Origin of the sequence: Delftia sp. Cs1-4 (genome assembly GCF_000214395.1) — a bacterium.
Lineage (GTDB): Bacteria > Pseudomonadota > Gammaproteobacteria > Burkholderiales > Burkholderiaceae_C > Comamonas > Comamonas acidovorans.
Map to the genome: position 1 here is coordinate 6526918 of NC_015563.1, position 26711 is coordinate 6553628.

Annotated in this window: 23 protein-coding genes; 14 read left to right on the plus strand and 9 right to left on the minus strand. The window is 68.6% G+C overall.

Features of this window, described 5'->3' with window-relative positions; all coding sequences use genetic code 11:
* Window positions 1-28: 28 nt before the first annotated feature.
* Window positions 29-2632: an EAL domain-containing protein gene (locus DELCS14_RS28690; protein WP_013804704.1), complete on the minus strand. Its 2604-nt coding sequence runs from the start codon at window positions 2630-2632 to the stop codon at window positions 29-31.
* 243 nt (window positions 2633-2875) lie between these two features.
* Window positions 2876-3790, minus strand: coding sequence for a LysR substrate-binding domain-containing protein (locus DELCS14_RS28695; protein ID WP_013804705.1), 915 nt, complete (start codon window positions 3788-3790; stop codon window positions 2876-2878).
* 182 nt (window positions 3791-3972) lie between these two features.
* Between DELCS14_RS28695 and DELCS14_RS28700 the strand changes: the two genes are divergently transcribed.
* From DELCS14_RS28700 to DELCS14_RS28725, 6 genes are all read left to right on the plus strand, one after another.
* Window positions 3973-4722, plus strand: a complete 750-nt coding sequence (locus DELCS14_RS28700; RefSeq protein ID WP_013804706.1) for an SDR family NAD(P)-dependent oxidoreductase — start codon at window positions 3973-3975, stop codon at window positions 4720-4722.
* 64 nt (window positions 4723-4786) lie between these two features.
* Complete coding sequence (locus tag DELCS14_RS28705) at window positions 4787-5788, plus strand: TRAP transporter substrate-binding protein (protein WP_013804707.1); 1002 nt, start codon at window positions 4787-4789, stop codon at window positions 5786-5788.
* Window positions 5789-5805: 17 nt separating this feature from the next.
* Window positions 5806-6360: a TRAP transporter small permease gene (locus DELCS14_RS28710; protein WP_013804708.1), complete on the plus strand. Its 555-nt coding sequence runs from the start codon at window positions 5806-5808 to the stop codon at window positions 6358-6360.
* Between the two features lie 13 nt (window positions 6361-6373).
* Entirely contained in the window at window positions 6374-7633 is a 1260-nt protein-coding gene (locus tag DELCS14_RS28715) for a TRAP transporter large permease subunit (protein WP_013804709.1), read from the plus strand.
* A gap of 33 nt (window positions 7634-7666) precedes the next feature.
* The gene (locus tag DELCS14_RS28720) at window positions 7667-8527 is read left to right on the plus strand and encodes a transketolase (RefSeq protein WP_013804710.1); all 861 of its coding nucleotides are present in this window, start codon (window positions 7667-7669) and stop codon (window positions 8525-8527) included.
* A complete protein-coding gene (locus DELCS14_RS28725; RefSeq protein WP_013804711.1) occupies window positions 8524-9531 on the plus strand; it encodes a transketolase C-terminal domain-containing protein in 1008 nt (335 codons plus the stop codon). Before DELCS14_RS28720 ends, DELCS14_RS28725 begins: the two co-directional genes overlap by 4 nt.
* Window positions 9532-9574: 43 nt before the next feature.
* On the opposite strand, the gene DELCS14_RS28730 is transcribed toward DELCS14_RS28725, so the two are convergent.
* The gene (locus DELCS14_RS28730; protein ID WP_012202658.1) at window positions 9575-10267 is read right to left on the minus strand and encodes a winged helix-turn-helix domain-containing protein; all 693 of its coding nucleotides are present in this window, start codon (window positions 10265-10267) and stop codon (window positions 9575-9577) included.
* 33 nt (window positions 10268-10300) lie between these two features.
* Window positions 10301-11719: a hypothetical protein gene (locus DELCS14_RS28735; RefSeq protein WP_228676831.1), complete on the minus strand. Its 1419-nt coding sequence runs from the start codon at window positions 11717-11719 to the stop codon at window positions 10301-10303.
* A gap of 482 nt (window positions 11720-12201) precedes the next feature.
* On the opposite strand from DELCS14_RS28735, the gene DELCS14_RS28740 reads away from it, so the two are divergent.
* Together DELCS14_RS28740 and DELCS14_RS28745 are read left to right on the plus strand one after the other, a co-directional pair.
* Window positions 12202-13248 carry a porin gene (locus tag DELCS14_RS28740; RefSeq protein WP_013804713.1) on the plus strand — a complete coding sequence of 349 codons (1047 nt, stop codon included), beginning with the start codon at window positions 12202-12204 and terminating at the stop codon, window positions 13246-13248.
* A gap of 159 nt (window positions 13249-13407) precedes the next feature.
* Complete coding sequence (locus DELCS14_RS28745) at window positions 13408-13734, plus strand: CzcE family metal-binding protein (RefSeq protein ID WP_013804714.1); 327 nt, start codon at window positions 13408-13410, stop codon at window positions 13732-13734.
* 66 nt (window positions 13735-13800) lie between these two features.
* On the opposite strand, the gene rpe is transcribed toward DELCS14_RS28745, so the two are convergent.
* A complete protein-coding gene (rpe, locus tag DELCS14_RS28750; RefSeq protein WP_012202654.1) occupies window positions 13801-14484 on the minus strand; it encodes a ribulose-phosphate 3-epimerase in 684 nt (227 codons plus the stop codon).
* 116 nt (window positions 14485-14600) lie between these two features.
* On the opposite strand from rpe, the gene apaG reads away from it, so the two are divergent.
* The 4 genes from apaG to DELCS14_RS28770 all read left to right on the plus strand — a co-directional run bounded on the left by apaG (window position 14601) and on the right by DELCS14_RS28770 (window position 19603).
* Window positions 14601-15008 (plus strand): Co2+/Mg2+ efflux protein ApaG, encoded by a 408-nt coding sequence (apaG, locus tag DELCS14_RS28755; protein ID WP_034367895.1) that lies wholly within the window; start codon window positions 14601-14603, stop codon window positions 15006-15008.
* A gap of 52 nt (window positions 15009-15060) precedes the next feature.
* Window positions 15061-17028 carry a site-specific recombinase gene (locus tag DELCS14_RS28760; RefSeq protein WP_012202652.1) on the plus strand — a complete coding sequence of 656 codons (1968 nt, stop codon included), beginning with the start codon at window positions 15061-15063 and terminating at the stop codon, window positions 17026-17028.
* Window positions 17029-17226: 198 nt separating this feature from the next.
* A complete protein-coding gene (locus tag DELCS14_RS28765; RefSeq protein WP_013804716.1) occupies window positions 17227-18489 on the plus strand; it encodes a cation:proton antiporter in 1263 nt (420 codons plus the stop codon).
* Window positions 18479-19603 (plus strand): YbdK family carboxylate-amine ligase, encoded by a 1125-nt coding sequence (locus tag DELCS14_RS28770; protein ID WP_013804717.1) that lies wholly within the window; start codon window positions 18479-18481, stop codon window positions 19601-19603. The genes DELCS14_RS28765 and DELCS14_RS28770 overlap by 11 nt, the downstream gene beginning before the upstream one ends.
* 20 nt (window positions 19604-19623) lie before the next feature.
* On the opposite strand, the gene DELCS14_RS28775 is transcribed toward DELCS14_RS28770, so the two are convergent.
* The 4 genes from DELCS14_RS28775 to DELCS14_RS28790 form a co-directional block, all read right to left on the minus strand.
* On the minus strand, window positions 19624-21744 hold the full coding sequence (locus DELCS14_RS28775; protein ID WP_013804718.1) for an alpha/beta hydrolase domain-containing protein: 2121 nt from the start codon (window positions 21742-21744) through the stop codon (window positions 19624-19626).
* Between the two features lie 108 nt (window positions 21745-21852).
* Window positions 21853-22836: a tripartite tricarboxylate transporter substrate binding protein gene (locus DELCS14_RS28780; protein ID WP_013804719.1), complete on the minus strand. Its 984-nt coding sequence runs from the start codon at window positions 22834-22836 to the stop codon at window positions 21853-21855.
* Between the two features lie 48 nt (window positions 22837-22884).
* Window positions 22885-23256: a hypothetical protein gene (locus DELCS14_RS28785; RefSeq protein WP_013804720.1), complete on the minus strand. Its 372-nt coding sequence runs from the start codon at window positions 23254-23256 to the stop codon at window positions 22885-22887.
* Window positions 23253-24689, minus strand: a complete 1437-nt coding sequence (locus DELCS14_RS28790) for an acyclic terpene utilization AtuA family protein (protein WP_013804721.1) — start codon at window positions 24687-24689, stop codon at window positions 23253-23255. The genes DELCS14_RS28785 and DELCS14_RS28790 overlap by 4 nt, the downstream gene beginning before the upstream one ends.
* Window positions 24690-24759: 70 nt before the next feature.
* Here DELCS14_RS28790 and DELCS14_RS28795 point away from each other — a divergent pair, with 70 nt between their 5' ends.
* Together DELCS14_RS28795 and thiL are read left to right on the plus strand one after the other, a co-directional pair.
* Window positions 24760-25659: a LysR family transcriptional regulator gene (locus tag DELCS14_RS28795; protein ID WP_013804722.1), complete on the plus strand. Its 900-nt coding sequence runs from the start codon at window positions 24760-24762 to the stop codon at window positions 25657-25659.
* 65 nt (window positions 25660-25724) lie between these two features.
* On the plus strand, window positions 25725-26690 hold the full coding sequence (gene thiL / locus DELCS14_RS28800; RefSeq protein ID WP_013804723.1) for a thiamine-phosphate kinase: 966 nt from the start codon (window positions 25725-25727) through the stop codon (window positions 26688-26690).
* Window positions 26691-26711: the final 21 nt, after the last annotated feature.

Here is a 26711-nt window from a genome sequence, read left to right on the forward strand (position 1 = left end):
CACCGGCACCGGCGCCGGGACGCGAAGCTCAGGCCTCGGACGGCATATGCCGCCCATGCGCCAGCCAGTTGTCCCCGGCCTGCCAGCGCGCGGCCCAGGCGGGCAGCTGGTCGGCGGGCATGGGCCGGGCGATGCCGTAGCCCTGGGCCACGTGGCAGCCCATGTCGCGCAGGCGGCGCGCATGCTTGGGCGTTTCCACGCCTTCGGCCACCGATTCGAGCTGGAAGGTGCTGGCCAGCTGGATGACGCCTTCGACGATGCCCAGGTCGTCCGGGTCGGCCAGCATGTCGCGCACAAAGCTCTGGTCGATCTTGAGCGACTGCACGGGCAGCTTGCGCAGGTAGGTGAGCGAGGAGTAGCCGGTGCCGAAGTCGTCCAGCGCAAAGCGTATGCCCAGCTGCCGGCACTGGCCCATCACCTGGATGGCCTGCTCCATGTCGGCAATGGCGGCGCTTTCCAGGATTTCCAGCTCTATCAGGTGCGGCGGCAGGTCCGGGTGGCGGGCCAGCACCTGGGCCATCTTGGCGTGGAAACCGCCGTCCAGCAGCTGGTTGGCGCTGACGTTGATGCTCACGCACAGGTCCAGGCCCTGGCCGAACCAGCGCGCCGCCTGGGCCACGGCCTCGCCGATGACCCAGTCGCCCAGCGGCCGCTCCAGGTCGCTGCCCGCGATGAAGGGCAGGAATTCGCCCGGCGCGCGCAGGCCCTGGCGCGGGTCGTGCCAGCGCAGCAGGGCCTCGGCGCCCACCAGCTTGCCGCCGCCCAGCTCCACCTTGGGCTGGTAGTGCAGCAGGAATTCGCCCTTCTCCAGCGCCTGGCGCAGCCAGCCCAGCTGCAGGCGGCGCGCATGGGCCTTGCGGTCGTTTTCCGGATCGAACAGCTGGTAGCGGTTGCGCCCGGCCTGCTTGGCCACGCACATGGCCTGGTCGGCATGGCGCAGCAGCAGGTCGGGGTCGGCCTGGTCGTCGGGGTAGAGGCTGACACCCACGCTGGCGGTCACGGACAGCACCCGGTCCTGCACGGGCACGGGACGGCTGGCCGCCTCCAGCACCCGGTCGAGGATGGTGGAGCAGTGCTCGGCCGAGCCGATGTGCGACAGCAGCAGCACGAACTCGTCGCCGCCGAGCCGGGCCAGCGTGTCCTCGGAACGCAGCACGCTCTTGAGGTGGGCGGCCACGCCCACCAGCAGCGCATCGCCCGCGGCCGCGCCGTGCAGGTCGTTGATTTCCTTGAAGCCGTCCAGGTCCAGGAAGCACACGGCCAGGGAGCGGCCCTCGCGCGCCGTGCGCAGCATGGCCTGGTTGAGCCGGTCGATCAGCAGGCGGCGGTTGGGCAGGCCGGTGAGCAGGTCGTAGTGGGTGACGCGCTCGAGCTCGGCCTCGTGGGCCTTGATGTGGCTGATGTCGGTGAAGACGCCGATGTAGTGCTCGATCTCGCCACCGGCGCCCTGCGCGGCGGAGATGGACAGCATCTCGGCGAAGATCTCGCCCGTCTTGCGGCGGTTCCAGATTTCGCCGTGCCAGAAGCCGTCGCGCGCGATGCAGGCCCAGATCTGCCGGTAGAACTCCGGGCCGTGCAGGCCCGAGGACAGCACGCGCGGCGTCTTGCCGATCACGTCCTCGGGCGCATAGCCGGTGATGCGGGTGAAGGCCGGATTGACGCGCGTGATGCGCCGCCCCGGATCGACCACCATGATGCCCTGGTGGCTGCTGTCGAACACCACGGCGGCCTGGGCCAGTTCGCGCTCGAAGCGCTTGCGCTCGGTGATGTCCCGGGAGATGCCGAACAGGCCCGCGATGTGGCCTGCGGTGTTGCGCACCGGGCCCTTGGTGACCAGGAGGTCCAGCGTCCTGCCCGGCTCCACCGTCAGCTGCTCCTCATGCGTGGCCACCTCCTGGCGCAGCACAGCCTGGTCCTTCCTGCGGATGGCGCTGGCGATGCCGAAGGGAAAGAGCGCGAAGTCGTCCTTGCCCACGATGTCCTCGGCCTGGCGGCCCACCAGGCTGGCGGCGGCCCGGTTGACCAGCAGGTAGCGCCCGCGCAGGTCCTTCACGAAGACGGCGTCCGAGGTGCCCGAGATCACCGAGTCGAGCAGTTGTCGCTGCATGTTGGCCTTGCGCAGCGAGCGCTGCAGCGTCTCGGCCAGCACGCTCACGGCCAGGCCGTTGACGGCCACCACCCCCCACTGCGCCCAGTCGCGCACGGCGACGCCGTCGGTCTGGTCCAGGCTGTAGGCGGCAAAGGCCGTGGCCAGCAGGCCCGGCCCCAGGCCGCCGATCAGCGCACTGACCAGCACGGGCAGCATGAACAGCAGCAGCAGCGAGCGTTCACCGAAATGGCTGGCCAGCGTGCTGCTGGCGGCCAGCACGGCCAGGCTCATGGCCAGGGCAAACAGATAGGAGGCCCAGACCGGAAAACGGCGCGGCCCCATTTCCTGGGTGATGGCGGAGGCGCCGCCGCTGTGCGCGGCCGGCACCGAGCACAGCGCGAAGAACAGGAGGAAGTCCGTGGCCAACACAAAGAACAGCCCTTTGACGACGGAAAGCCAGCCGATATCCGCATTCCCTGCCAATGCGAACAACAGCTTGTCGGACAGAAGGATCCAGCCGAATGCGAACAATCCGTAGCTCACCGTGATCAGTCCGATAAATCGGCGTCTTGCTGATTTGGCCATTTCAGCGTGGCACTCCCTGTGTGTATGGCTGTCCCGAATTATTGCCAATCCCTGCTGGCAATCACGTCGTCATTCACCGAAAACAGGGGCAATAAAACTATTTGCCGCACACTGGCTCATTCATAGAGAAATTGCATCGCAGGTTTTTCGCAATGGATGCAGGAATATCCGTTCTGCCCTTTTTCGGGGCTGGCGGCCAACTCATTCCGGGCTCTGGCGGCAGGGCTGCTGCTCGGTGCGGGCAGCCTCGGCATGCAGCCAGGCCAGGAAGGCCGCCACGGCGGGCCGCCGGGCGTTGCGCGCGGGGTAGACGGCAAAGTGGGCCTTGACGCGCAGGGCCCGGTCCATGCCGAAGGGGGCCACCAGCCGGCCGTCGGCAATGTGGCCGCCCGCATTCATGGCGCTTTCCAGCGCCACGCCCAGGCCCTGCGTGGCCGCGTCCAGCGACATCTGGGCGCGGTCGAAACGCACGGCAAAGCGCTCTGGCGCGCGCAGCTGCGAGAACGAGTGGAACCAGTCCGACCACTGGACGATGCTGACGTTGCTCTGGATCAGCGGCACATGCAGCAACTGCTGCACGCGCTGCAGCCCATGCTCGGCCACGAAGGCGGGGCTGGCCAGCGGCAGGATGTGCTCCTCGAACAGGGGCTCCACCTCCAGCTCCGGCCACTGCGCAATGCCGTAGCGGATGTCGATATCGGCCTGGCCTAACGCGAAGTCGCTGTGCGAATGCGCAGCCGACAGGTTCAGCGCAATGTGCGGGCAGGCCCGTGCGAAGTCCCGCAGCCGGGGCATGAGCCAGAGGCTGGCGATGCTGGGCGCGCAGTGCACGTAGAGGCTGTTGCTCATGCTGTGGCGCAGGTCCTCGGTGGCCGAGACGATGGCCGCCAGCGCGCCGCCCACGCGCTCCAGGTAGGCCTGCCCCGGGCGGCTCAGGCGCACGCCATGCGCGCTGCGCTCGAACAGGCGCACGCCCAGCTGCGCCTCCAGCTTGGCCACCTGGTGGCTGACGGCCGAGGCCGTCAAGTGCAGCTCGGAGGCCGCCAGCGCGAAGCTGCGCCGGCGCGCCACGGCCTCGAAGGCCTGCAGGTGGGCACTGCTGGGAATGGACGCCATGGCAAGTTCCTCGAGGACGCGGGCAGCTCACGGGCGGACACCGGGGAACACCGGAAGACCCCGGGAGACCCCGTACTTGAGCTGAAGAACCGTCATCTTAGGCTGATGAAACATCGTTTGTCTTCATGCTCGTGACAGCCCAAGATGGCTGCATCCACCACCACTACAGCGTAGACAGGCACATGCTGCTCAAGGACAGGGTCGCCATCATCACCGGCGGCGCAGGGATCAACGGACTCGGTTTTGCCACGGCGCGCCAGATGGCCGCCCAGGGGGCCCGCGTGGCCATCCTCGACCTGGAGCGGGCCGATCCGGCCGGCGCGGCCGCGCGGCTGGGCGACGGGCACCTGGGGCTGGTGGCCGACGTGACGGACAAGCCCTCGTGCGAGGCGGCGGCCGCCGCCGTGCTGCGCGCCTTCGGGCGCATCGACGCGCTGGTCAACAACGCGGGCATCACGCAGGCCGTGGGCACGCTGGAGATCGGCGGGGCCGACTACGACCGCGTGCTCGACGTGAGCCTGCGCGGCACGCTGTACATGTCCCAGGCCGTGCTGCCGGCCATGCGCAGGCAGCAAGCGGGCGCTATCGTCTGCATCTCTTCCGTCTCGGCCCAGCGCGGCGGCGGCATCTTCGGCGGGCCGCACTACTCGGCCGCCAAGGCCGGCGTGCTGGGCCTGGCCCGCGCCATGGCGCGCGAGTTCGGCGGCGATGGCATACGCATCAACTGCGTCACGCCGGGCCTGATCGAGACGGACATCACCCAGGGCAAGCTCGGCCCCGAACGCAAGCGCGAGATCTCCGCCACGATTCCGCTGGCACGCCTGGGCCGCGCCGACGATGTGGCCGGCGCCTGCGTGTTCCTGGCCAGCGACCTGGCCGGCTATTGCACGGGCATCACGCTCGATGTGAACGGCGGGATGCTCATCCACTGACTGCGCACCCCACCGGCCTGGCCATGGCGCGCATGGCCCCCCAAAAAGCAAAGGAGACAAGACCATGCAGAACAAGCATTTCCAACGCGCTGCCCTGGCCGCAAGGGCCTTGGCAGCCTGCGCCCTGCTGCTGCCGGCCCTGGCCGGCGCCCAGGCCGTGAAGCTCACGCTGGGCCACGGCGCGGCGCCCGACAATCCGCGCCACCTGGCCTCGCTGAAATTCGCCGAACTGGTGAAGGCGCGCAGCGCGGGCCGTATCGAGGTGCAGGTCGCGCCCTCGGCCCAGCTGGGCGACGACGCGGCCATGGTGACGGCCCTGCGCACGGGCGCGCTGGACCTGTCGGCCAATTCCCAGGGCGCGGTGGCAGCGGCCGTGCCCGAGTACGCGGCCTATGGCATGCCGTTTCTCTTCGCCACGCCGGCCCGTGCCTTCCAGGTGCTGGACGGGCCGCTGGGCCGGGAGCTGGCCGACAAATCGGCCGCCAAGGGCATGGTGGTGCTGGGCTACTGGGACAACGGCATACGCCACATGACCAACAGCAAGCGGCCCCTGCGCAGCGTGGACGATCTCAAGGGCCTGAAGATGCGCACGCCGCCCGACGCGGTGCTGGTGGACATCATCCAGGCCCTGGGCGCCGAGGCCCAGCAGATCAAGTTCGCCGAGCTGTACGTGGCCCTGCAACAGGGCGTGGTCGACGGCCAGGAGAACCCGCTGGCCAACTTCCACGCCAGCAAGCTGTACGAGGTGCAAAAGCACCTGACGCTGACGGGCCACATGTTCCAGATGACGCCGCTGATCATGGGCAAGCGCAGCTGGGACCGGCTGCCGGCCGCCGACCGCACGCTGCTGACCGAGGCCGCGCAGGAGGTCACGGCCTACCAGCGCCAGCTGGCGCGCGAGGCCGACGACAAGCTGCTGGACGACATCCGCGCCAAGGGCGTGGAGGTGAGCACCATCGACGCACGGGCCTTCGCCCAGGCCACAGCCAAGGTGCAGGACAAGTGGCTGGCCAGCCCTGCGGGCCCCTACATCGCCAAGGTCGTCAAGGCCGCAGGCGCGCAGTGAAGTGCAGGGAGCCATCCATGAACCTCATCGAACGCCTGGTCACGGGCCTGTGCCGCGCCGTGCTGTGGACCAGCACCCTGGTGATCTTCGTGATCCTGGTGTGCAACACCGCCCTGCGCTATGCCAGCGGCGCCAGCCTGCAATGGGCCAACGAGGTGCCCGAGCTGCTGTTTCCCTGGCTGGTGATGTCGGGCGTGGTGCTGGCCGCCGCCCATGGTGCCCACATCACCACGAGCTTTCTGGTCGAGGCGCTGCCGGCCCGCGTGCAGCGCGCCACGGCCGTGCTGGGCTGGCTGGCCGTGGCCGCCCTGTACGCCACGCTGGCCTGGTCCACGCTGAACATGCTGGAGATCGTGCATGACGAGCGCAGCCAGATCCTGGGCATTCCCGGCTCGCTGACCTATGGCTGCGTGATGGTGGGCATGGCGCTGCTGGCCTTGCTGGCCCTGCAGTCGGCCTGGCGCGCCTGCGTGGCGGGCGGGGGCCGGGCATCCGCAAGGGCTGCAGATGCGGCCGATGCCCCAAGTGCCGATGCCGAACCCGCGCGGCCCGTGGCCGCCGCGCACTGGTGAAGGGGGCAGGTCCATGTCCTTCATCATGCTTTTCGTCTTCATGGCGGGCGCCGTGATCGCCATGCCCATTGCCCACGCGCTGCTCATGGGCGCCATGGCGGCGGCGGCCACCTCGGACCGCGTGCCGCTGGACCTGCTGGTGCAGCAGATGGTGGCCCAGGTGCAGAGCTTTCCGCTGATCGCCATTCCGTTCTTCATGCTCACCGGCTCGCTGATGATGGGCGGGCGCCTGGGCGAGGCCCTGGTGGGCGTGCTGTCGGCCCTGATAGGGCGCTTTCACGGCGGGCCGGCCCAGGTGGGGGTGATGTCGTCCACGCTGTTCGGCGGGGTGTCGGGCTCGGCCGTGGCCGATGCCTCGGCCATCGGCTCGCTGATGATCCCGTGGCACAGGCGGCTGGGCTACCCGCCCGCGTTCTCGGCGGCCACGCTGGCGGCGGCGGCCACCATCGACATCCTGATCCCGCCGTCGATTCCCATGATCCTGTTCGCGCTCAGCGCCAATGCATCGATTGCGGCGCTGTTCGTGGCGGGCATCGTGCCGGGGCTGCTGATGTGCGCGGGCTTCATGGGCGTGTGCTGGTGGGTGGGCCGCAGGCGCGGATTTCCGCGTGACATCACGCCCTTTGCCTGGCCCGCCTTCCGGCGCCACCTGCTGTACGCCAGCCCGGCCCTGCTGCTGCCGGTGCTGATCATCGTGTTCCTGCGCTTCGGCATCGCCACGCCCACCGAGGTGGCCGTGCTGTCCACGCTGTATGCGGGCCTGGTGTCGGCCGCCATCTACCGCGACCTGGGCTGGCGCCGGCTCAACGATGCGGTGGTGCATGCGGGCCTGGCCACGGGCGTGGTGCTGCTGGTGATCATGGCCTCGTCGGCCATCGGCTGGCTGCTGACCTTCGACCGCATGCCCGATGGCATCGTGCACTGGGTGCAGTCGCATGTGCATTCGGCCTGGCTGGTGATCGTGCTGATGAACCTGCTGATGCTCTTCATCGGCATGTTCATCGACCTGCCGGCCGCCGTGCTGCTGCTCACGCCGGTGTTCGTGCCGCTGGCCCAGAGCATCGGCATGGACATGACCCAGTTGGGAATCATGATGGTCGTGAACCTGGCCCTGGGGCTGTACACGCCGCCCGTGGGCACGACGCTGTTCATCACGAGCTCGCTGGCCCGGGTCAAGGTGGGCCAGACCGTGCGCGAGCTGATTCCCTTCTACCTGGTGGCGCTGGCGGTGCTGGCGCTGGTGTCCTATGTGCCGGCCAGCATCCTGCGCTGAGCCACGCGCCCTTCCATCCCGAGGAGACGATGCATGAACCAAGAACTGCAACAGCGCCTGGACCGGCTCGCGGCCTGTGCCTGGCGCATACGCCGCCGCGCCCTGCAAATGGGCGAGGTGCAGGGCCAGGGCTACATAGGCCAGGCCCTGGGCTGGGCCGATGTGCTGGCCGTGGCCTATGGCGACGCGCTGCGGCTGCGGTCCGATGAGCCCGAGTGGGAGGGCCGCGACCGCTTCCTGCTCTCGCACGGCCACTACGCCATCGCCTTCTACGCGGCCCTGGCCGAGGCGGGCATCCTGTCCGACGAGGAACTCCAGACCTATGGCAGCGATGACAGCCGCCTGCCCATGTCGGGCATGGCCAGCTACACGCCGGGCATGGAGATTTCGGGCGGCTCGCTGGGCCAGGGCCTGCCGATCGCCGTGGGCATGGCGCTGGCGCTGCGCCACAAGGGCAGCGATGCCTTTGTCTACAACTCCATGTCCGACGGCGAGCTGGACGAGGGCTCGACCTGGGAGGCCGCGCTGTCCGCCGCCCACCACGGGCTGGGCCGGCTGATCTGCCTGGTGGACGTGAACAACCAGCAGGCCGACGGCCCGTCCACGCGCATGCTGGGCTTCGAGCCGCTGGCCGACAAATGGGCCGCCTTCGGCTGGCATGTGCAGCGCGTGGACGGCAACGACCTGACCCAGGTCGTCCAGGCCTTCGACGCGGCACGGGCGCTGGCCGAGGACCGGCCCCGCGTCATCCTCTGCGACACGCTGATGGGCAAGGGCGTGCCCTTCCTGGAGCAGCGCGAGAAGAACCATTTCATCCGCGTCGATCCGCCCGAGTGGCAGCAGGCCATCGCCATCCTGGACGCATCGCAACCCCTGGAGCCCGCCCTGCCATGAACATGCCTCTTGCCACCCCCAAGCCCCGGCCGACCACCTCGGCCATGATCGCCTCCATCGCCGCCGAGGGCCAGCGCGTGCAGGCCGCGCCCTTCGGCAAGGCCCTGGTGGAGCTGGCCGCCAGCCGGCCCGATGTGGTGGGCATGACGGCCGACCTGGCCAAGTACACCGACCTGCACCTGTTCGCCCAGGCCCACCCCGAGCGCTTCTTCCAGATGGGCATGGCCGAGCAGTTGCTCATGGCCGCCGCCGGCGGCATGGCCAAGGAGGGGCTGACGCCCTTTGCCACCACCTATGCCGTCTTCGGCACACGGCGGGCCTATGACTTCATCCACCAGGTGATTGCCGAGGAGAACCTGGACGTCAAGATCTGCTGCGCCCTGCCCGGCCTGACCACGGGCTACGGCCCCAGCCACCAGGCCACGGACGATCTGGCCATGATGCGGGCCGTGCCGGGGCTGACCATCGTCGACCCCTGCGATGCGCTGGACATCACCCAGGCCGTGCCCCAGATCGCGGCGCACCGCGGCCCCGTCTACATGCGGCTGCTGCGCGGCAACGTGCCGCTGGTGCTGGACGAGTACGACTACCGTTTCGAGCTGGGCAAGGCGAAGATGCTGCGCGAGGGCCGCGAGGTGCTCATCATCTCCAGCGGCTTTCTGACCATGCGCGCGCTGGAGGCCGCCCAACTGCTGGCCGCCGACAACGTGGGTGCCGCCGTGCTGCATTGCGCCACCATCAAGCCGCTGGATGTGCAGGCCATCGTGCAGGCCGTGAGCAGCGGGCCGCGCCTGGTGGTGGTGGCGGAGAACCATTCGGTGGTGGGCGGCCTGGGCGAGGCCGTGGCCGGCGCCCTGCTGGAGCGCGATGTGCGGCCCGCGCGCTTTCGGCTGGCGGGCCTGCCGGACGCCTTCCTTGATGCGGGCGCCCTGCCCACGCTGCATGAGCGCTACGGCATCAGCGCCCAGGCGCTGGCGGGGCGCATCCGTCGGTGGCTGGGCTGACCCGCCCGGCGTTGTGGCGGCGGGCGTACCAGAACAGGGCAGATCAGGGCTGCTTGGCCGGATCCCCGTCGCGCAACGCCAGCAGGTAGCCCATGCCGCGCACCGTGTGCAGCAGCTTGACCGCATAGGGATCATCGAGCTTGCTGCGCAGCCTGCACACCGCCACATCCACCACGTTGTTCAGCGCATCGACGGGCAGGCTCCAGACCTGCTGCACCAGTTCGGCGCGCGTGACCACATCGCCCTGGCGCTGCAGCAGCAGCCACAGCACGGCGAATTCCTGGCGAGTGAGGTCCAGTCGCCGGCCGGCACGCTCGACCCGCTTTTTCGACAGGTCCAGCACCAGGTCCGCCAATGTCAGGCGCAGGCCCTCCTGGCCGGCAGAGCCTCGCATCCGCAGCCGTGCACGGGCCAGGAACACCGGCAACCTGACGGGTTTGACCAGGTAGTCATCGGCGCCGTTCTGCAGGCAGAACACCTGGTCCTCCAGACTGTCGTTTGCGGTGACCACGATGGTGGGCGTGTCGCCCGCCTGGAGCAGGGTCTGCAGGACCGCACGCCCGCTCTGGCCAGGCAGGTCCAGATCCAGCACGAGCAGGCTGTAGGCGCGGCTCAGTGCCAGGTTGCGGCCCTGCAGACCGTCATGCACGACATCGACGTTGAATCCGTCCTGGCACAGGCCCTGGCACAGGTACTGCGCCGACGGCGGGTGGGCATCCACGATCAGGATCTTCATGTCTTTTCCTTCGCACGCGGGCACAGGCGAGGCTCAGGCCAGCACCTGCCGGAGGATCTGCTGCTGCCGCCTGGCCCATTTCGTGCCAATGCGAATGGCATCGCGCTGCTGTGAGGAGGCCGAAGCGAAGAAGACCGTTTCACTGATCTGCAGGCGGTGAAACAGCCGCCGCATCTGCAGGGATCGGGCCCTCAGCGAGCCTTCCGGCGCCAGGGATTCCCCGTGCTGTGCCGAGAACATGGACGCGGCCTGCTCCAGGCAGCGCTGGGCATCGGGCGTGGTCGCGGGCACGGCACGGGGCTCGCACAGCCGGGCCTTGGCCACCAGGGGGTTGTGGCCCACCACCAGCCCCCAGGGACGCATGGCGGTCGAGGGATTGACCGACAGCGCCTCCAGCTTGGTGAGCCCGAACACGCGCGCCAGGCGCAGGCGCATGGCCAGCAGCGGGGCATCTGGCTGTACGGCCTCGATGGCCGCGAGGGCCTCCTCCTCGTTGTCACCGCCCACGGGCAGCAGCAAGGAACGCAGCAGCAGCCCGGCCAGCACGTCCCCCTTGGCCGCTGCAGCATGGAGCAGGGCCACGCCCTGTTCCATGGGTTCGATGTGCGTGGCATCACGCAGCACCAGTGCACCCAGGCGGCGCTCGGCCTCGGGCAGTCCGTGACGTGCCGCCTTCTCCAGGCAAAAGCGTGCCAGGGTGGGATTGGCCACCGAGCTGCGGTAGTCGGAGCAGATGCGGAACAGGTGCAGCCAGGCGGTGACGATGCCGCCATCGGCAGCGCGCAGCAGCAGGGCTGCGGCCTTGCGCAGGTTCTGCGCATTCACGAGGTTTTCGGGAGCCAGGTGTGCACAGGGCAGCCCCGAAAGCGCCCGTCCAAGCACGTGGCAGGCGCGCACGTCGCCATTGGCGGCGCATCGGTCCAGGCTGGCTTCGATCCAGCCCACGGTCAGCTGTCCCAGGCCATGGCCCGCCACCTCCGCCTGGTGGACCAGGTCGGCAATCAGCTGCTGCATGACCGGGCCATGAGCGGCATGAGGCAGGTCGCGCAGGAGCTCCAGCATCCGCACGGCGCGGTGCGACTGGCCCTTGGCCATGGCCTGCCGGGCCTCGCAGGCCATGACTTCGGCAATGTCCAGCGGCTGTATGGCGCGCAGGATCTGCAACGCCTGCAGCAGCTCGCCGGATGTGTGCGCAGACACGCTGCTTGCCAGATGGCTTGGCAGGGCGGCGCTGCACTTGCCAAGGCACTCCAGCGCCAGATCGAGCTCCCCCCGGATGAGATGCCATGCGGCAAGCTTCTGGCGCCCGACATCCTCGTACTCCGCCGCGATCCTCAGGGTCTCCAGCAGCCCGTGCTCCAGCAACTCCCTGAGCGGCAGATGCAAGGCTATGCAGACCGAGGCCTGGCGCCTGGCCTGAGGCAGTGCGGCCTGCAGATACTCCAACCCCACCGGGATGCTCCTGGAAACGCCGGGTCCCCCGGTCAGATACGCCTCCCCGAGCTGAAGCCTGGCACCCGTGTCCCCTCGCCTGGCCAGCATCCTCAGCTTGACATCCTCGCGCCGCATTTTTCTGTCCCCTCCTATCTTGCGATACCCGCTCACAGCCGTATCAACAACCCGATACGAATTGATTTTTTCTTCTTTACCGGATTCAACCCCCGGGATGCTATCAATCTCCAGAATCCATCTACCCAACAGAAAAGTGACATTCAAGACATATTGAAGAAAGATAACTGCCATGAATGGAATTGCAATCCATTGGTGTTGGCCGGGCGGAACATGTTGAGCCCTAAAAACCTGTGATTGGCTTGCCACCCCCCGTCGATTCCTTTTCAAGGCTCCTGGCGCCGCCCTGTGAATTCTAGTATTTACAACAGCATCCGTTTTGAAATGGATGCGCATGGAATCCACATTCAATACAAGGACCAGGCATGAAATTCAATCGTATATTGGCGGCCGCACTGCCCGTCATTTCGCTGGCGGCCAGTGCGCAGTCATCCATCACCCTGTTCGGCATCGTTGACGTCAATGGGCGCTACGTGAAGAACAGCGATCTGCCCAGCAACATGACCATGAACAACAGCGGGCTGTCATCGGGCCGGTTTGGCTTTCGCGGCACCGAGGATCTGGGCGGCGGATTGAGAGCCGAGTTCTGGCTGGAGTCAGACCTCTATGCCGACACCGGCACGACAAACGCCAATGGCAAGTTCTTCCAGCGCCGCTCCACGGTGAGCTTGGCGGGCGGCTTCGGCGAGCTGCGCCTGGGCCGCGATTTCACGCCGGCCGCGCAAAATCCCACCAAGTTCGACCCGTTCAACGTGATCGGCCTGGCAAACTCCAACATCATCAGCCGCCTGCCCGGCACCTTCTCGAACTACTACCGCAGCGACAACGCCATCCAGTACTTCACTCCCAAATGGAGCGGTTTCCAGGCAGAAGTGATGTATGCCCTGGACGAAGACCCCGTGAGCAGCGCCGGCCGCCATTTCGGCAGCCGCCTGACCTACGACAACGGCCCTCTGAACCTGGCGCTCACCTATGGCTCGACCGATGTGAACGCTGCGGGCACCAAGCTCAAGCAATACGGCGCAGGCGCCTCCTACGATTTCGGCTTTGCCAAGTTGATGGGGTATTTCCAGCGCGAGGACCTGCCCTATGGCACCTATGGAACCCGCATCGCGGGCTCCGAGGACCGCTGGCAGGTCGGCCTTACCGTGCCCGTGGGGGCGAACTACATCCGCGCCTCCTATGTGCGCACCGACTCGCGCCGTGGCCCGGTGGCCTTCAATGGCAGCGATGCCAACAGGTATGCGATCGGCTATGTGCACAACCTGTCGCGGCGCACGGCGCTGTACGGAACCCTTGCACGCGTGACCAACAAGGGCGGGGCCAATTTCAGCCTCAATGGCGGCACCACCGGATTGGCTGCGGGCGGCAGCTCCACAGGCGCTGAACTCGGCATGCGCCATAGTTTCTGAAGATTTCCACGCATTTGCGGCAATATGGCTGAAATGTCATCCGGCTGCCCGGATATATAGAAGCCGATGACTCTACAGTCTCCGCCATGGACTGAATACAGTTCATGGCGGATTTCATGAATCCGCCCATGTATCCGCCCTATTTCGGAGGCATATTCAATGAAATCCATATTCATATTGGGCACCGCAGCAATCGTCATGGCTGCATTGCCGGCCCATGCGGAACGCTTTGCAAACGGCAAATCCTATTACGGATCGCCCGCGCCTGCGGGCGTCTACCGTACTGTCGATCTATCGCAGAAAGCGCCCATCAATATCGCCTGCGGCGAAACCGTGAATTTCACCAGCCAGGGCCGCACATTCGCGTGGAAGGTCAGCTCCATCCAGCACAACCATGTCCCGGTGGCGCGCTTTGCGCCGCCCGGTTTCGACACGCAGGGCAAGAGCATCTTCGTCATGCCCGGAGAGCATGAGCTGGGCGGCTGAAAGCGCCGTTGGCAACGAAAAGGGCCCGCAATTCGCGGGCCTTTTTTGCTGGAGGCAGGCCGAAGCTCAGGCCGCCAGGGCGCCGCGCATGGCGTCGATCACGGCCTTGTAGTCAGGCTTGCCGAAGATGGCGCTGCCGGCCACGAAGGTGTCGGCACCGGCATCGGCCACGCGGCGGATGTTGGTTTCCTTGATGCCGCCGTCCACTTCCAGGCGGATGTCGCGGCCGCTGGCCTCGATGCGCTTGCGCGCGGCCTCGATCTTGCGCAGCGTGCTGTCGATGAAGCTCTGGCCGCCGAAGCCGGGGTTCACGCTCATCAGCAAGATGAGGTCGATGTCGTCGATGACCCAGTCCAGCACGTCCAGCGGGGCGGCGGGGTTGAACACCAGGCCGGGCTTGGCGCCCTGGGCGCGGATGTTCTGGATGCTGCGGTGCACGTGGGCCGTGGCATCGGGGTGGAAGCTGATGTAGTCGGCGCCGGCCTTGGCGAAGGCCGTGGCCAGTTCGTCCACGGGCGAGACCATCAGGTGCACGTCGATGGGCACGGGCTGGCCGTCGGGCGTCTTCGCATGGGGCTTCAGGGCCTCGCAGATCATGGGACCGAACGTGAGGTTGGGCACGTAGTGGTTGTCCATCACGTCGAAGTGGATCCAGTCGGCGCCGGAGGCGATCACATTCTTGACCTCGTCACCCAGACGGGCGAAGTCGGCAGACAGGATGGAGGGGGCGATGCGGTAGGTGGGGCTCATGGCCTGCGATTGTCGCAGCTAGCCCATGCCGGCACCAGCGACGGCACAAAGCCATGGGCGGCGGCGCGTGGGGACGTTCGCAAGCCGGTACATTGCGGGCAGTTACCATTGCCGCCATGCCCATGAACGAGTTCCAGGTCCAGGTCCGCCCCGCCTTTTTGCCAGAGCAATCCGCTCCAGCGGCGGGCGTATACGCCTTCTCCTACACGATCACCGTGACCAATACCGGCCAGGTGCCGGGCCAGTTGATCGCGCGCCACTGGATCATCACCAACGAACTGGGCCATGTCGAAGAGGTCAAGGGCCTGGGGGTGATCGGCCGCCAGCCGCTGCTGCAGCCCGGCGAGACCTTCGAGTACACCAGCGGCTGCCAGCTGCGCACGCCCAACGGCAGCATGCAGGGCAGCTATCTGTGCATCAGCCACGAGGGCGAAGTCTTCGAGTGCCCCATCCCGCGCTTTCATCTGCAGTCGGGCGCTGGCGGCGACAGCTTTCCAGACCCTGACAACCGCGTGCTGCACTGAGCGCGTTCCTCGGGGGAGGCGCTAGTCTTCCGCCCTGCCGCAAGACCCCTACATGAAGCGAATCACCCAAGACCTGCCCGGCCTTCTGGCCGCACTCGACCCCGAGGCCGACCTCGCGCACCGCCATATCTGGCTGATCCACCTGCTGGAGTGGGTGCGCGCGCCCAAGCCGTCGGTGGACGGCGCCGTGCAGCGTGTGCAGTTGCTGGTGGAGGCCGTGGAGGCCGACCCGGCCGTGCGCCAGCGCCTGCATGCCTGGTGGCTGCGCTTCATCGACACCGTGGACATCACGGCGCTGCTGGCCGATTTCGGCTTTGCGCCGCGCACCAACATGTTCAGCGAGCTGTCCGAGCGCGCACGCTACAAGCTGCTGCCCAGCACGCCCGAGACGGTGGATGCTTCCGAGCTGTTCATGCTGGCCATGCCCGACGAATTCGACGCGCGCTGGCTGCACGCGCTGGAGGCGCCGCTGCTCGAACGCATCGCACTGCTGCTGACCGACGGCAGCGAGGGCCAGGGCAGCAGCTTCTGGCAGAACAGCCTGCTGGGCTCCATCACCTATTGCACGGGGCAGATCCTGTCCACGGGCTTTTCGCCCGAACTGCGCCTGCGCATGGACGAGCAGGCGCGCGACGACCAGCCCTTCCACGCCCTGATCCACGACGCCGAAAGCCTGCGCGTGGAGGTGATGCACGCGCTGCGCACCAATGACCGGCGCGATGCGGCCGAGGCCCGGCTGCGCGAGCGCCTGGATGCCTGCCGCGCGGCCGTGACATCGGTCTACACACATTTCGAGTCCGAAGGGATTTCGGTGGGCCTGGTGTTCCGCCTGCGCCAGCTGCGCGCGCGCATTTTGCGCGTGCGCCGCCTGCTGGACTGCCTGGTGGCCGACAACCGCGCCACCGAGACGGCCGACCTGCTGGCCAACCTGGTGTCCGTGGGCATTGAGCGGCGCAGCCTGCGCGCGCTGCTGTCCACCAACACCTCGCTGCTGGCGGCCAAGGTGGCCGAGCGCAGCGCCGAGACGGGCGAGCACTACATCACGCGCACCGGCCGCGAATACCTGTCCATGGCAACCAAGGCCGCCGGCGGCGGCTTTGTGATGGCCTTCACCACGCTGCTGAAATTCGCGCTCTACGCGCTGGGGCTGTCGGCATTCTGGGGCGGGCTGGCGGCGGGCATCAACTACTCCATCAGCTTTGTGCTGATCCAGCTGCTGCACTTCACGGTGGCGACCAAGCAGCCGGCCATGACGGCACCGGCCATGGCCGCCAAACTCAAGGACCTGCGCGCCAGCGAGGCCATCGAGGAGTTCGTGGACGAGGTCGCCCACCTGGTGCGCTCGCAGGTGGCGGCGGTGCTGGGCAACGTGCTGGTGGTGCTGCCCATGGTGCTGCTGCTGTCGCTGGGCTATGCCCAGCTGTTCGGCCACACGCCGATTGACGGGCCGCATGCGATTGCCGTGCTCGACTCGCTGAGCCTGCTTGGCATGTCGCCGCTGTTCGCGGCCTTCACGGGCGTGCTGCTGTTCGCCAGCAGCCTGATCGCGGGCTGGGCCGAGAACTGGTTCGTGCTGCGCCGGCTGGACTCGGTGATCCGCTACAACCCCGGCATCACGCGCTGGCTGGGTGCCAAGCGCGCCGACCGCTGGGCGCATTTCTGGCGCAAGAACATTTCGGGCTTTGCAGCCAACGTCTCGCTGGGCATGATGCTGGGCTTGGTGCCCGCGTTCGCGGCCTTCTTCGGCCTGGGGCTGGAGGTGCGCCACGTCACGCTGTCGGCAGGCCAGATCGGTGCCGCCATGGCGGCCCTGGGCTGGCAGGTGCTGCACTCCGACATGTTCTGGTGGGCGGTTGCCCTACTGCCGGTCAATGGCGCGTTGAATGTCACTGTCAGCTTTTATCTGGCATTCCGCGTTGCGATGAGGGCACACAATGTCAGCGGAGTCGACCGCTCGCGCATCTATTCGGCCATCCGCCGCCGTCTGCGCACAGCGCCGCTGAGTTTCTTCCGCCCCTGAGCCTGCGGGACCTCGGGAACCACGCGGAACCCACGTGCTGGCGTGCCCGCCCGGCCTTGCAGCCCGGCAGTCACGCCAGTGGATCGCCAACGAAGTGTCCCCGTGCCAAGCGCACGGGACGCGGGATTGCCCGCGCCGCAGGGAAGGCTCTGCGGAGCTTCGCTTGCGGGCCACTGGCTCGCGCAAAGGACCTCGCTTATGAATGACATGCTGAGCTTCTGGGAACCGTGGCTGCGGCCATCGGCCGGGTTGGCCACGGTGCAATGGTCCCTGCTGCTGGCCGTGGCCACCATGGTGGGTTACGCCTGCCAGCGCCATGCGGCCCTGCCCAAGGTGGTCGGCTATTCGCTGGTCGGCGGCATTGCCGGGCTGATCGGCTTTGGCGCCAATACCGCCTGGCCGCTGCAGGGCACGGGATTGTTCCTGCTGGAGCTGGGCGTGGCCATCGTGCTGTTCGAATGCGGCGGGCGCATCACGCTGCGCTGGTTCCGCCACAACCCCATGGTGCTGGTGCAAAGCGTGGCCGAATCCGCGTTGACCTATGTGCTGGTCTCCCTGGTGCTGCGCTGGCTGGGCGTGGCCCCCGAAGTGGCCGGGCCGCTGGCACTGGTGGCCATGGCGGCCTCGCCCCTGGTGCTGACGCGCGTGGTGGCCGACATGCGTGCCGCAGGTGCCGTGACCGATCGCGGCCTGGTGCTGGCCACCCTGTCCACGCTGTATGCGCTGGCCCTGGGCAGCGCCAAGGCGGGCATGCTGACGCAGCCCAAGGCGGGCTTCGTGGCCTCGATCATGCCGGTGCTGGTGGTGCTGGGCGTCTCGGTGGCCGTGGCCCTGGTGCTGGCCGTGCTGATGCGCCTGGCGCTGCGCTTCATGAGCCCGGCCAGCGAGAACACCTCCATCCTCTTTCTCACCCTGATCTCGGCCAGCGTGCCCGTGGCCTCGTACCTGGGCGGCTCGGCGCCGCTGGCGGCGCTGCTGGGCGGTATCCTGCTCAAGCAGTTCAACCCGCGCCCCTGGGCCTGGCCGCGCCAGCTGGGCACGGCGGCCTCGCTGCTGACCATGCTGATGTTCGTGCTGGTCTCCACCGTGGCCGCGCAGGCCGACTGGAGCGCGCCGGTGGCCGGCGTGGTGGGCGCCGTGATCCTGGCACGCCTGGTCGCCAAGACCCTGGGCGTGGCCGTGGGCAATGTGGGCACGGGCGCCAACTGGCGCCAGGCCTTCTGGGTGGGCTGCGCCATGGCGCCCATGTCGTCGGTGGCGCTGCTGATTGCATCGCAGTTCGTGGCCGCCGCGCCCGAGCTGGGCGCGCAGATCGCAGGCGTGGCCCTGCCCACCATTTTGGTGATGGAGGTGCTGGGCGCCGCCCTGGCCACCGTGGCCATCTACCGCTCCGGCGAAAGCTCCCGTCCCTGGAAGCCGCTGAGCCGCACGAATACCGCAGGAGATGAACGTGAGTCTTGAAGCCTTCAACTCGTCCGAACCGCTGACCCTGGGCGTGGAGCTGGAACTGCAGCTGGTCAACACCCACGACTACGACCTGGCCCCCTACGCCGAGGACATGCTGCGCCTCATGCTCAAGAACCCGCTGCCCGGCAGCGTGGTGCCCGAGATGACGAACAGCATGATCGAGATCTCCACCAGCGTCTGCCATTCGGCCTCCGAGGTGCTGGGCCAGCTCAGCCAGATCCGCGATGCGCTGGTCAAAAGCGCCGACAAGCTCAACATCGCCGTGGTGGGTGGCGGCACCCACCCCTTCCAGCAGTGGCATGAGCGGCGCATCTACGACAAGCCGCGCTTCCAGGAGCTGTCGCAGCTGTACGGCTACCTGTCCAAGCAGTTCACCATCTTCGGCCAGCACGTGCACATCGGCTGCCCCGACGCCGACGCGGCCCTGCTGATGCTGCACCGCATGTCGCGCTACATCCCGCACTTCATTGCGCTGTCGGCCTCCAGCCCCTATGTGCAGGGCCACGACACGGCCTTCGACTCGGCGCGGCTGAACTCGGTGTTCGCCTTTCCGCTGTCGGGCCGCGCGCCCTGCGTGCTGCACTGGAGCGAGTTCGAGCAGTACTTCGACAAGATGACGCGCACGGGCGTGGTCAAGAGCATGAAGGACTTCTACTGGGACATCCGGCCCAAGCCCGAGTTCGGCACCATCGAGATCCGCGTGTTCGACACGCCGCTGACCATCGAGCGCGCAGCCGCCCTGTCCGGCTACGTGCAGGCGCTGGCTGCCTGGTTCATGGACACCCAGCCCTTCACGCCCGTGGAAGACGACTACCTGGTCTACACCTACAACCGCTTCCAGGCCTGCCGCTTCGGCCTGGAGGCCGTGTACGTGGACCCGGCCACGGGCGAGCACATGCCGCTGGCCGACCACATCCTCAAGACCATGGATGCCGTGGCCGACTACGCGGCCCGCCATGGCGCCGCGCCCGCCCTGCATCTGCTGCGCAGCGACGTGGCCGCCGGCAGCAACGATGCCCGCTGGCTGCGCGAACGCCAGCGCAGCGAGCAGCTGCTGGCCGAGGTCTCGCGCCAGGCGGCCATGCGCTTTCGCGGCCAGGCCGTCTGAGGCCTGCGTTCAGCGCAGGCTCAAGGCAGCACCGCCGCCGCACGCGCGGCGGTGATCTGCGCGTCGGCGTCGCGCTGCAGCAGCAGGCGCTGGCGCACCAGGTCCTGGGCCGCGGCCGTGACGGCGCTCACGTAGCCGGCCTGGTCGACATACAGCTCCTCCAGTGAAGGCCGCCCGTCACCGGCCGCCAGCCGCGCCGCGCGCGTCTTGTTGAAGGGGATGAAGCTGCCCGTGAGGTTGGACAGGTCCACGATGCCCGGCGTGGCCACGTAGTTGAACTCCATGCTGGTGCCCAGCGGTGCCCGCGCCTCCACGCTGCGGATGCCGGCGCGCGTGAGGCCGGTGGCCGCATCGACCTGGGGCACGAGGATGGCGTAGTCCTTGCCCGTGGCGCGCGGCGGCTGCAGCGTGGCGATGCCGCTTTCGTCCTGCGGCACGTACTGCGGGCCGAAGTCGAGCAGCGCAAAGCCGTTGTGGCGCGCCAGGTAGCGGAACTCGGGGATGGCGGTCTGCACGCCGCCCACGCTCCAGCTCAGGCCCTTCATGGCGGGAAAGACCAGCTTGTCGGGCCGCACCAGGGTGCCGTCGGCCAGCTTGGGCACCTGGCTGGCCGGCGGCTCGGTGCCGCGCACCACCCAGTCCTCCAGCGCGATGAACAGCGCGCGGAAGGTGTCGTTGAAGTGCACCACGGTGCCGGCCGGATAGACATTGCGCGTGGGCGCATAGCCGATGCTGGCCGTGCCGCCTGCGCCGCCATGCTGGGTGCTGGCGTAGTAGTAGATGCGCGCATTGGCGGGCTGGGCGATGTCGCGCAGGCCGTTGGCATCGGTCAGCACGGGCGAGCCCTGCAGCTGCCAGAACTCCGTGCCCGACAGGCCGAGGAAGAACTTGGGGCAGGTGTTGCTGGCTTCGCAGCGCTTCATCACACCGCCCTGGCGGCCGCTGACCTCGTCGCTGTAGTCCTTGTCCAGGCCGCGCGGCGCGGTCTGTCCGAAGGCCGTGTGGTCGGTGCGCAGGCCGCCCCCGCCGCCGGGCACGGCAAAGCGCGTGTTGATGTTGGTCTGGCGCGCGGCCACATGGGCATACATGCCGTCGAAGACCTTTCCGCCATCGAGCGCCTGGTTGAAGCCCAGGTGCAGGAAGGTCTTCATGGCATTGCCCGACTGCGAGGTGCCCTGGCCGATGGTGTGCGTGATGCGCCCGGCCAGCGGATTGGCCTTGCCGTCGGCATCGGCCGCCTTGGCGCGGAAGAAGCTCACCGTGTCGCGCAGCGCGGCCAGGCCCACGCCCATGACCTTGGGGTCCTTGGCCACATAGACCAGCTCGTAGAGGTACTGCGGATCGAACCCGCCCTTCAGGCAGACGTTGGTGGCCGCGGGCGTGCCGGGGAAGGGATTGGCGGCGGCATCGCAGCTGGCGAACTTCCAGTCGCCCGCAGGCACGGTCTGGCGCGCATCGGTTTCGTTGATGCGGCGCGTGAGCGAGTAGCCGGCCTGGGTGTTGTCCAGGCTGGCGGGCTCGTAGGGGATCATGGTCCCGTTGAACACGCCGCCGGGCAGGGTCATGGAGGGCACGGCGGCGGCCGGGACCAGCTCGGTGCGGTAGCTGCCCGTGATGCTGCTGCCGTCCTTGTTGCGCGCCACGGGCACGGTGACCGTCAGGCGCGCGGGCGTGGACTTGGGCACATCGCCCTGCCAGGCCGAGTACAGCAGCACATAGCCGCGCTCCAGGTAGACCGCATCGCCGGGCGTGGCCGTGGGGTTGGGCATGGTCAGGATGTTGCCGCGGTTGGGCGCGTCATAGCGCAGCACGCCGCTGGCCTTGGACATGTCCTTGGGCTTGAGCATGACGAAGTCGGTGCTGTACTCGACCATGCCGCGCGCATTGACGGGCGCCAGCGCCAGGTCCTGGATCACGGCGTTCTTCGGGTCGGCCGGGTCCAGCTCGCCGCGCAGCACGCCGGTCACTTTTTCGTAGGCGCCGACACTGCCGTAGCTGCCGGCAAAGTCCTCGGTGGCGCTGATGCTCAACTGCATGCGAGGCGCCTGCGAGCCGGTGGGCGAGTCACTGCCGCCGCAGGCGGTCAGCAGGCCGGATGCGACCAGGGCAAGGGCCAGTGGATGGGTGGATCTGATGTGCATGTTGTCTCCTTGGGGTCATGGCACAGGCAAGGCTCCGCCCTGGCCGCCGTGCATTGCGGCGGCCTAGGACGGTTCGGATAAAAAGGGAACGGGAGAGCGGGGAGCGGCCTACTCGGGCTGGATGCCGGCGGCCTTGATCACCTGGCCCCACTTCTGGGTCTCGCCTGCCTGGAAGGCGGCCAGCTCCTGGGGCGTGGCGGTCCAGCCCTCGGAGCCGGACATCTCGAAGAAGGACTTGGCGCCCGCGCTGTGCACGGCGTCGGACAGCAGGCGGTTCAGACGGGCCACCACGGCCTCGGGCGTGCCAGCGGGCGCGTAGGCCGCGAACCAGTAGCCCATGTCATAGCCCTTGACGCCGGCTTCCTCCAGCGTGGGCACCTCGGGCAGCTGCGGGCTGCGTTTGGTGGTGGAGTAGCCCAGGGCGCGCAGCTTGCCCGACTTGACCTGGGGCACGCCGGTGGAGGTGTCGGTGATCATCAGGTCGATCTGGCCGCCCAGCAGGTCGGTGATGGCCAGCGGATTGCTCTTGTAGGGCACGTGCATCAGGTCCACGCCGGCCAGCTGCTTGAGCATTTCACCGGCCACGCGGCTGGAGGAGCTGCCGCTGCCGAACGACAGCTTGCCCGGCTGCTTCTTCGCCGCCGCCAGCAGATCGCCCACGTTCCTGTACGGCGCATCGGCGCGCACCACCAGCACCTGGCCGCCCTTGCCCAGCCCGGCCACGGGCGCGAAGTCCTTGACCGCGTCATAGGGCAGCTTCTTGTACAGATGCTGGTTGGCCGCATGCGTGGTGTTGGTGGTGATCAGCACCGTGTAGCCATCGGCCGCCGAGCGCGCCACCTGCTGGGCCGCGATCATGCCGCTGGCGCCGCCCTTGTTCTCGACCACCACGGCCTGCTTGGTCGCCGTGGTCACGGCCTGGCCCAGCGCCCGTGCCAGCTGGTCGGTGGCGCTGCCGGCCGCAAACGGCACGACGAAGGTGATGGGCTTGGACGGATAGTCCTGCGCCAGGGCCGGTGCTGCAGCGGCTGCCAGCGCGCAGGCGGCCAGCACGAGCGCATGGCGGCGGGGAAGGTTCTGCGAAAGGTTCATGTCTGTCTCCTTTGTTGTGATGAATGTGTGACGGGCGGGTGCTGCCGGCTACTCCGGCGCCAGGTGGGGCAGCAGCGAAGCCGGTATGTGGACCTGCATCTGCAGCAGCCAGTACGACAGCGCCTTGCCGTGGCTGTCGAGGTTGAGCGCGTCGTTGACGCCGCCGTCCAGCACCGCGTCCAGCACCCAGTTCATGGCCTGCAGGCGCTGCAGCACGAAGCGCTGCACGCGCGCCGGGCGCCGGGCGGCGAAGTGCGCGGCCACGCGCTCTTCGGTGATCTGCTCCACCAGCACGGGCCAGCAGGCGGCATTCCAGGCGATGAGGCTGATGTTGGAGCGGTTGCCCTTGTCCCCCGTGCGCCCGTGCGCTAGGCGGTACAGCGGCACGGTGACGGGCATCGTGGTTGGCAGTGTGTTCATGCGGCGTGCTCCCCGGCTTCTTTCTCGACCCCTTTATCGATCTCTTCCCCGGCCCACTTCCATCCGGTGGCGACGCTCTGCTGCGCCAGCAGGCAGGACACCGTGCCCAGCCGCGCGCGCAGCGCCGTGCGCACGCCACCGCCGCCGGCCGGCCCGCAGGTGTACAGCGCATTGACCTCGCGTGGCAGGCGCCGCGCCTCGGCCTGCGTGGGGCGCAGCCAGGCAGCGCGCAGGCGCACGTCCTGGGGGGCGGCTGCGCCGGCCGGCTGCGCGTCGCGCCAGCGGCCGGCGTCGTCGCCCAGCACGCTGGCCACGCCGATCCAGTCCAGGCGCAGGTCGCCTGCGGCCTCGCCGCCCAGGCGCTCGCGCAGCACCTCGCCGGCCAGCCGGGCGCGCTCCAGGGCGCGCGGGCCGGCATAGGAGATCTCACCCTCGGCCAGCCAGCCCGAGGCATGGCAGACATTGACCTTGTAGTGGCCGTTGTGCGCATGGCCGCGCACGCCGCTCAGGCGCACGGCGTCAGGCCCCACCTGGTGCACCTCGGCCTCGGACAGGTCGGCCACCACGTCGGGCGTCAGGTAGGCGGCCGGGTCGTGCACCTCGTACAGCAGCTGTTCCTTGACCGTGCGTTCGCTGACCAGGCCGCCCGTGTCTTCGGGCTTGGTGATGGTGCAGTCGCCCGAGGGCTCGATGATGGCGATGGGATAGCCCAGCCGCGCCAGGCCCTGCACGTCCTTGAAGCCCGGGTCGGCGAAGTAGCCGCCCGTGACCTGGGCGCCGCATTCCAGCAGGTGGCCGGCCATGGTGGCGCGCGCCAGGCGGTCCCAGTCGTCCCAGGCCCAGCCGAAATGCGCCATGGCCGGCCCCAGGGTCAGCGAGGGGTCGGACACGCGGCCGGCCACCACGATCTCGGCGCCGGCCTGCAGGGCCTCGGCAATCGCGCGCGCGCCGATGTAGGCGTTGGCACTGACCAGCGAATCCTCGGGAAACTCCGCGCCCAGAGCGGCCCGCAGCGCCCCGCGGTACGCCGGGCCGCTGACATCGTCGCCATGCACCACGGCGATGCGCGGCACGCGCAGGCCCAGGCGCTGCGCCAGCCGCTGGATGCAGCGCGCCGCGCCTTCGGGATTCGCCGCACCGAAGTTGCTGACGATGCGTATGCCATGCGCCAGGCAATCGGCCAGCACGGGCTCCAGCAGGTCCTCCAGCAGGGGTTCATAGCCCGCGTCGGGCTGCTCGTGCCGCGCGAGCTGGGCCAGCGCCAGCGTGCGCTCGGCCAGGGTCTCGAAGATCAGGCAGGCGCTCTGGCCGCTGGCCGCCAGGGCGCGCACCACGGGCGCGGCGGCATCGGTGCGGTCGCCCGAGAAGCCGGCTGCGCAGCCCACCCACAGCGGGGGCTTGTCCGGGGCAAAGAAGGTTTCCAGATGGTCCATGCAGGCCAATGTAGGCAAGGGCTGCTAATCTGTGAAATCGATTATTCGGATCAACTCATCCAAAAACCCGATGAATATCTCCTCCCGCCAGCTCGATGCCTTCATCGCCCTGGCCCAGCTCAGCAGCTTCACGCTGGCCGCGCAGCGCTGCCATCTGTCGCAGCCGGCCTTCAGCGCCCTGATCAAGGGGCTGGAAGACGGCGTGGGCGTGCGCCTGTTCGACCGCAGCACGCGCCATGTGGCGCTGACGCAGGAGGGGGCGCAGTTCCTCGATGCCGCGCAGCGCATACGCGCCGACCTGGGCGATGCCGTGCACGGCCTGCGCGAGGCGGCGGCGCTGCAGCGCGGGCGCGTGTCCATCGCCCTGCTGCCTTCGCTGGCGGCGGCCTGGCTGCCGCCCGTGCTGGCGCTGTTCCATGCGCGCCATCCGGGCATACAGCTGCAGGTGTCGGACCTGCTGTCCGAATCGTGCATCGCCCAGGTGGCTTCGGGCCAGGCCGACCTGGCGCTGGCCGCCATCCGCGCCGACACCGAGGAGCTGCAGGCCGAATGGTTCTGCGCCGACCGGCTGCACCTGGTCTGCCGCGCCGACCATGCGCTGGCAGCGCTGCCAGCGCCAACCATGGCCGACCTGCGGGACCAACCCTTCATCCAGCTCGCCCGCCACAGCAGCGTGCGCCAGTACCTGGAATCGCAGGAGCAGGCCCCGCCCCTCAACACCTTGCTGGAGGTGGAGCACCTGGCCACCGTGATGGGCATGGTGCGCGCGGGCCTGGGCATCAGCGTGGTGCCGGCCCTGGCGCTGTTCCACTTCGTGCAGCCCGGCCTGGTGACGCGCCCGCTGGCCGATGCCGACCGCCGGCGCGACCTGTACCTGGTGCGCAGGCGCCAGCGCAGCCTGTCGCCGGCCGCCCAGGCCTTCCACGCGCTGGCGCTGGAGCATCGGCCCGGTGCGGGCGAGACCACCTGATACGGGGCAGCACGAACCTCGCAGCACAATAGCCCGATCGCCAAACGCATCCGAAAGCCGCCACCGTGGGTGAATTCGACCTGATCCGCCGCTTCTTCCAGCGCCCCGTGAGCCGCGCCGCCCTGGGCGTGGGCGATGACTGCGCCCTGCTCGCCCCGGCGCCGGGCATGCAGCTGGCCGTCTCCAGCGACATGCTGGTCGAGGGCCGGCATTTCTTCGCCGACGTGGACCCGCGCCTGCTGGGCCACAAATCCCTGGCCGTGAACCTGTCCGACCTGGCGGCCTGCGGCGCCCGCCCGCTGGCCTTCACCCTGGCCCTGTCCCTGCCGCGTGCCGATGCGGCCTGGACCGAGGCCTTCGCAGGCGGCCTGCTGGCCCTGGCCGACGCCCACGGCTGCGAACTGGTCGGCGGCGACACCACCCAGGGGCCCTTGAACATCTGCATCACCGTCTTCGGCGAGGTGCCGCCCGGCCAGGCCCTGCTGCGCAGCGGCGCGCGCGCGGGCGATGACATCTGGGTCAGCGGCAGCCTGGGCGATGCCCGCCTGGCGCTGGAAGCCCTGCTGGGCCACACCACCCTGCCACCCGGCACGCTGGCCGCCGCGCGCCAGCGCCTGGAAGCGCCCACGCCGCGCGTGGCCCTGGGCCAGGCGCTGCGCGGCATTGCCAGCAGCGCGCTGGATGTGAGCGACGGCCTGCTGGGCGACCTGGGCCACATCCTCGAGCAATCCCGCGTGGGAGCCAGCCTGGACACGCGCCTGATCACGCCGCTGCTCGATGCCGGCCGGCACACGCCCCTGGCCATCGACCTGCTGCACCAGTGCACCCTGTCCGGCGGCGACGACTACGAGCTGTGCTTCACGGCCCCGGCCGACCGGCGCGATGCCGTGCAGGCCGCAGGCCGCGCCAGCGCCACGCGCGTCACGCGCATCGGCTGCATCGAGGCCCCGCCCGGCCTGCGGCTGATCGGCACGGACGGTGCGGCCATGGCGCCCCGGTGGACCTCATTCGACCACTTCGCTGCGGCCTGACGCCGCGCCAAACCACTTTCA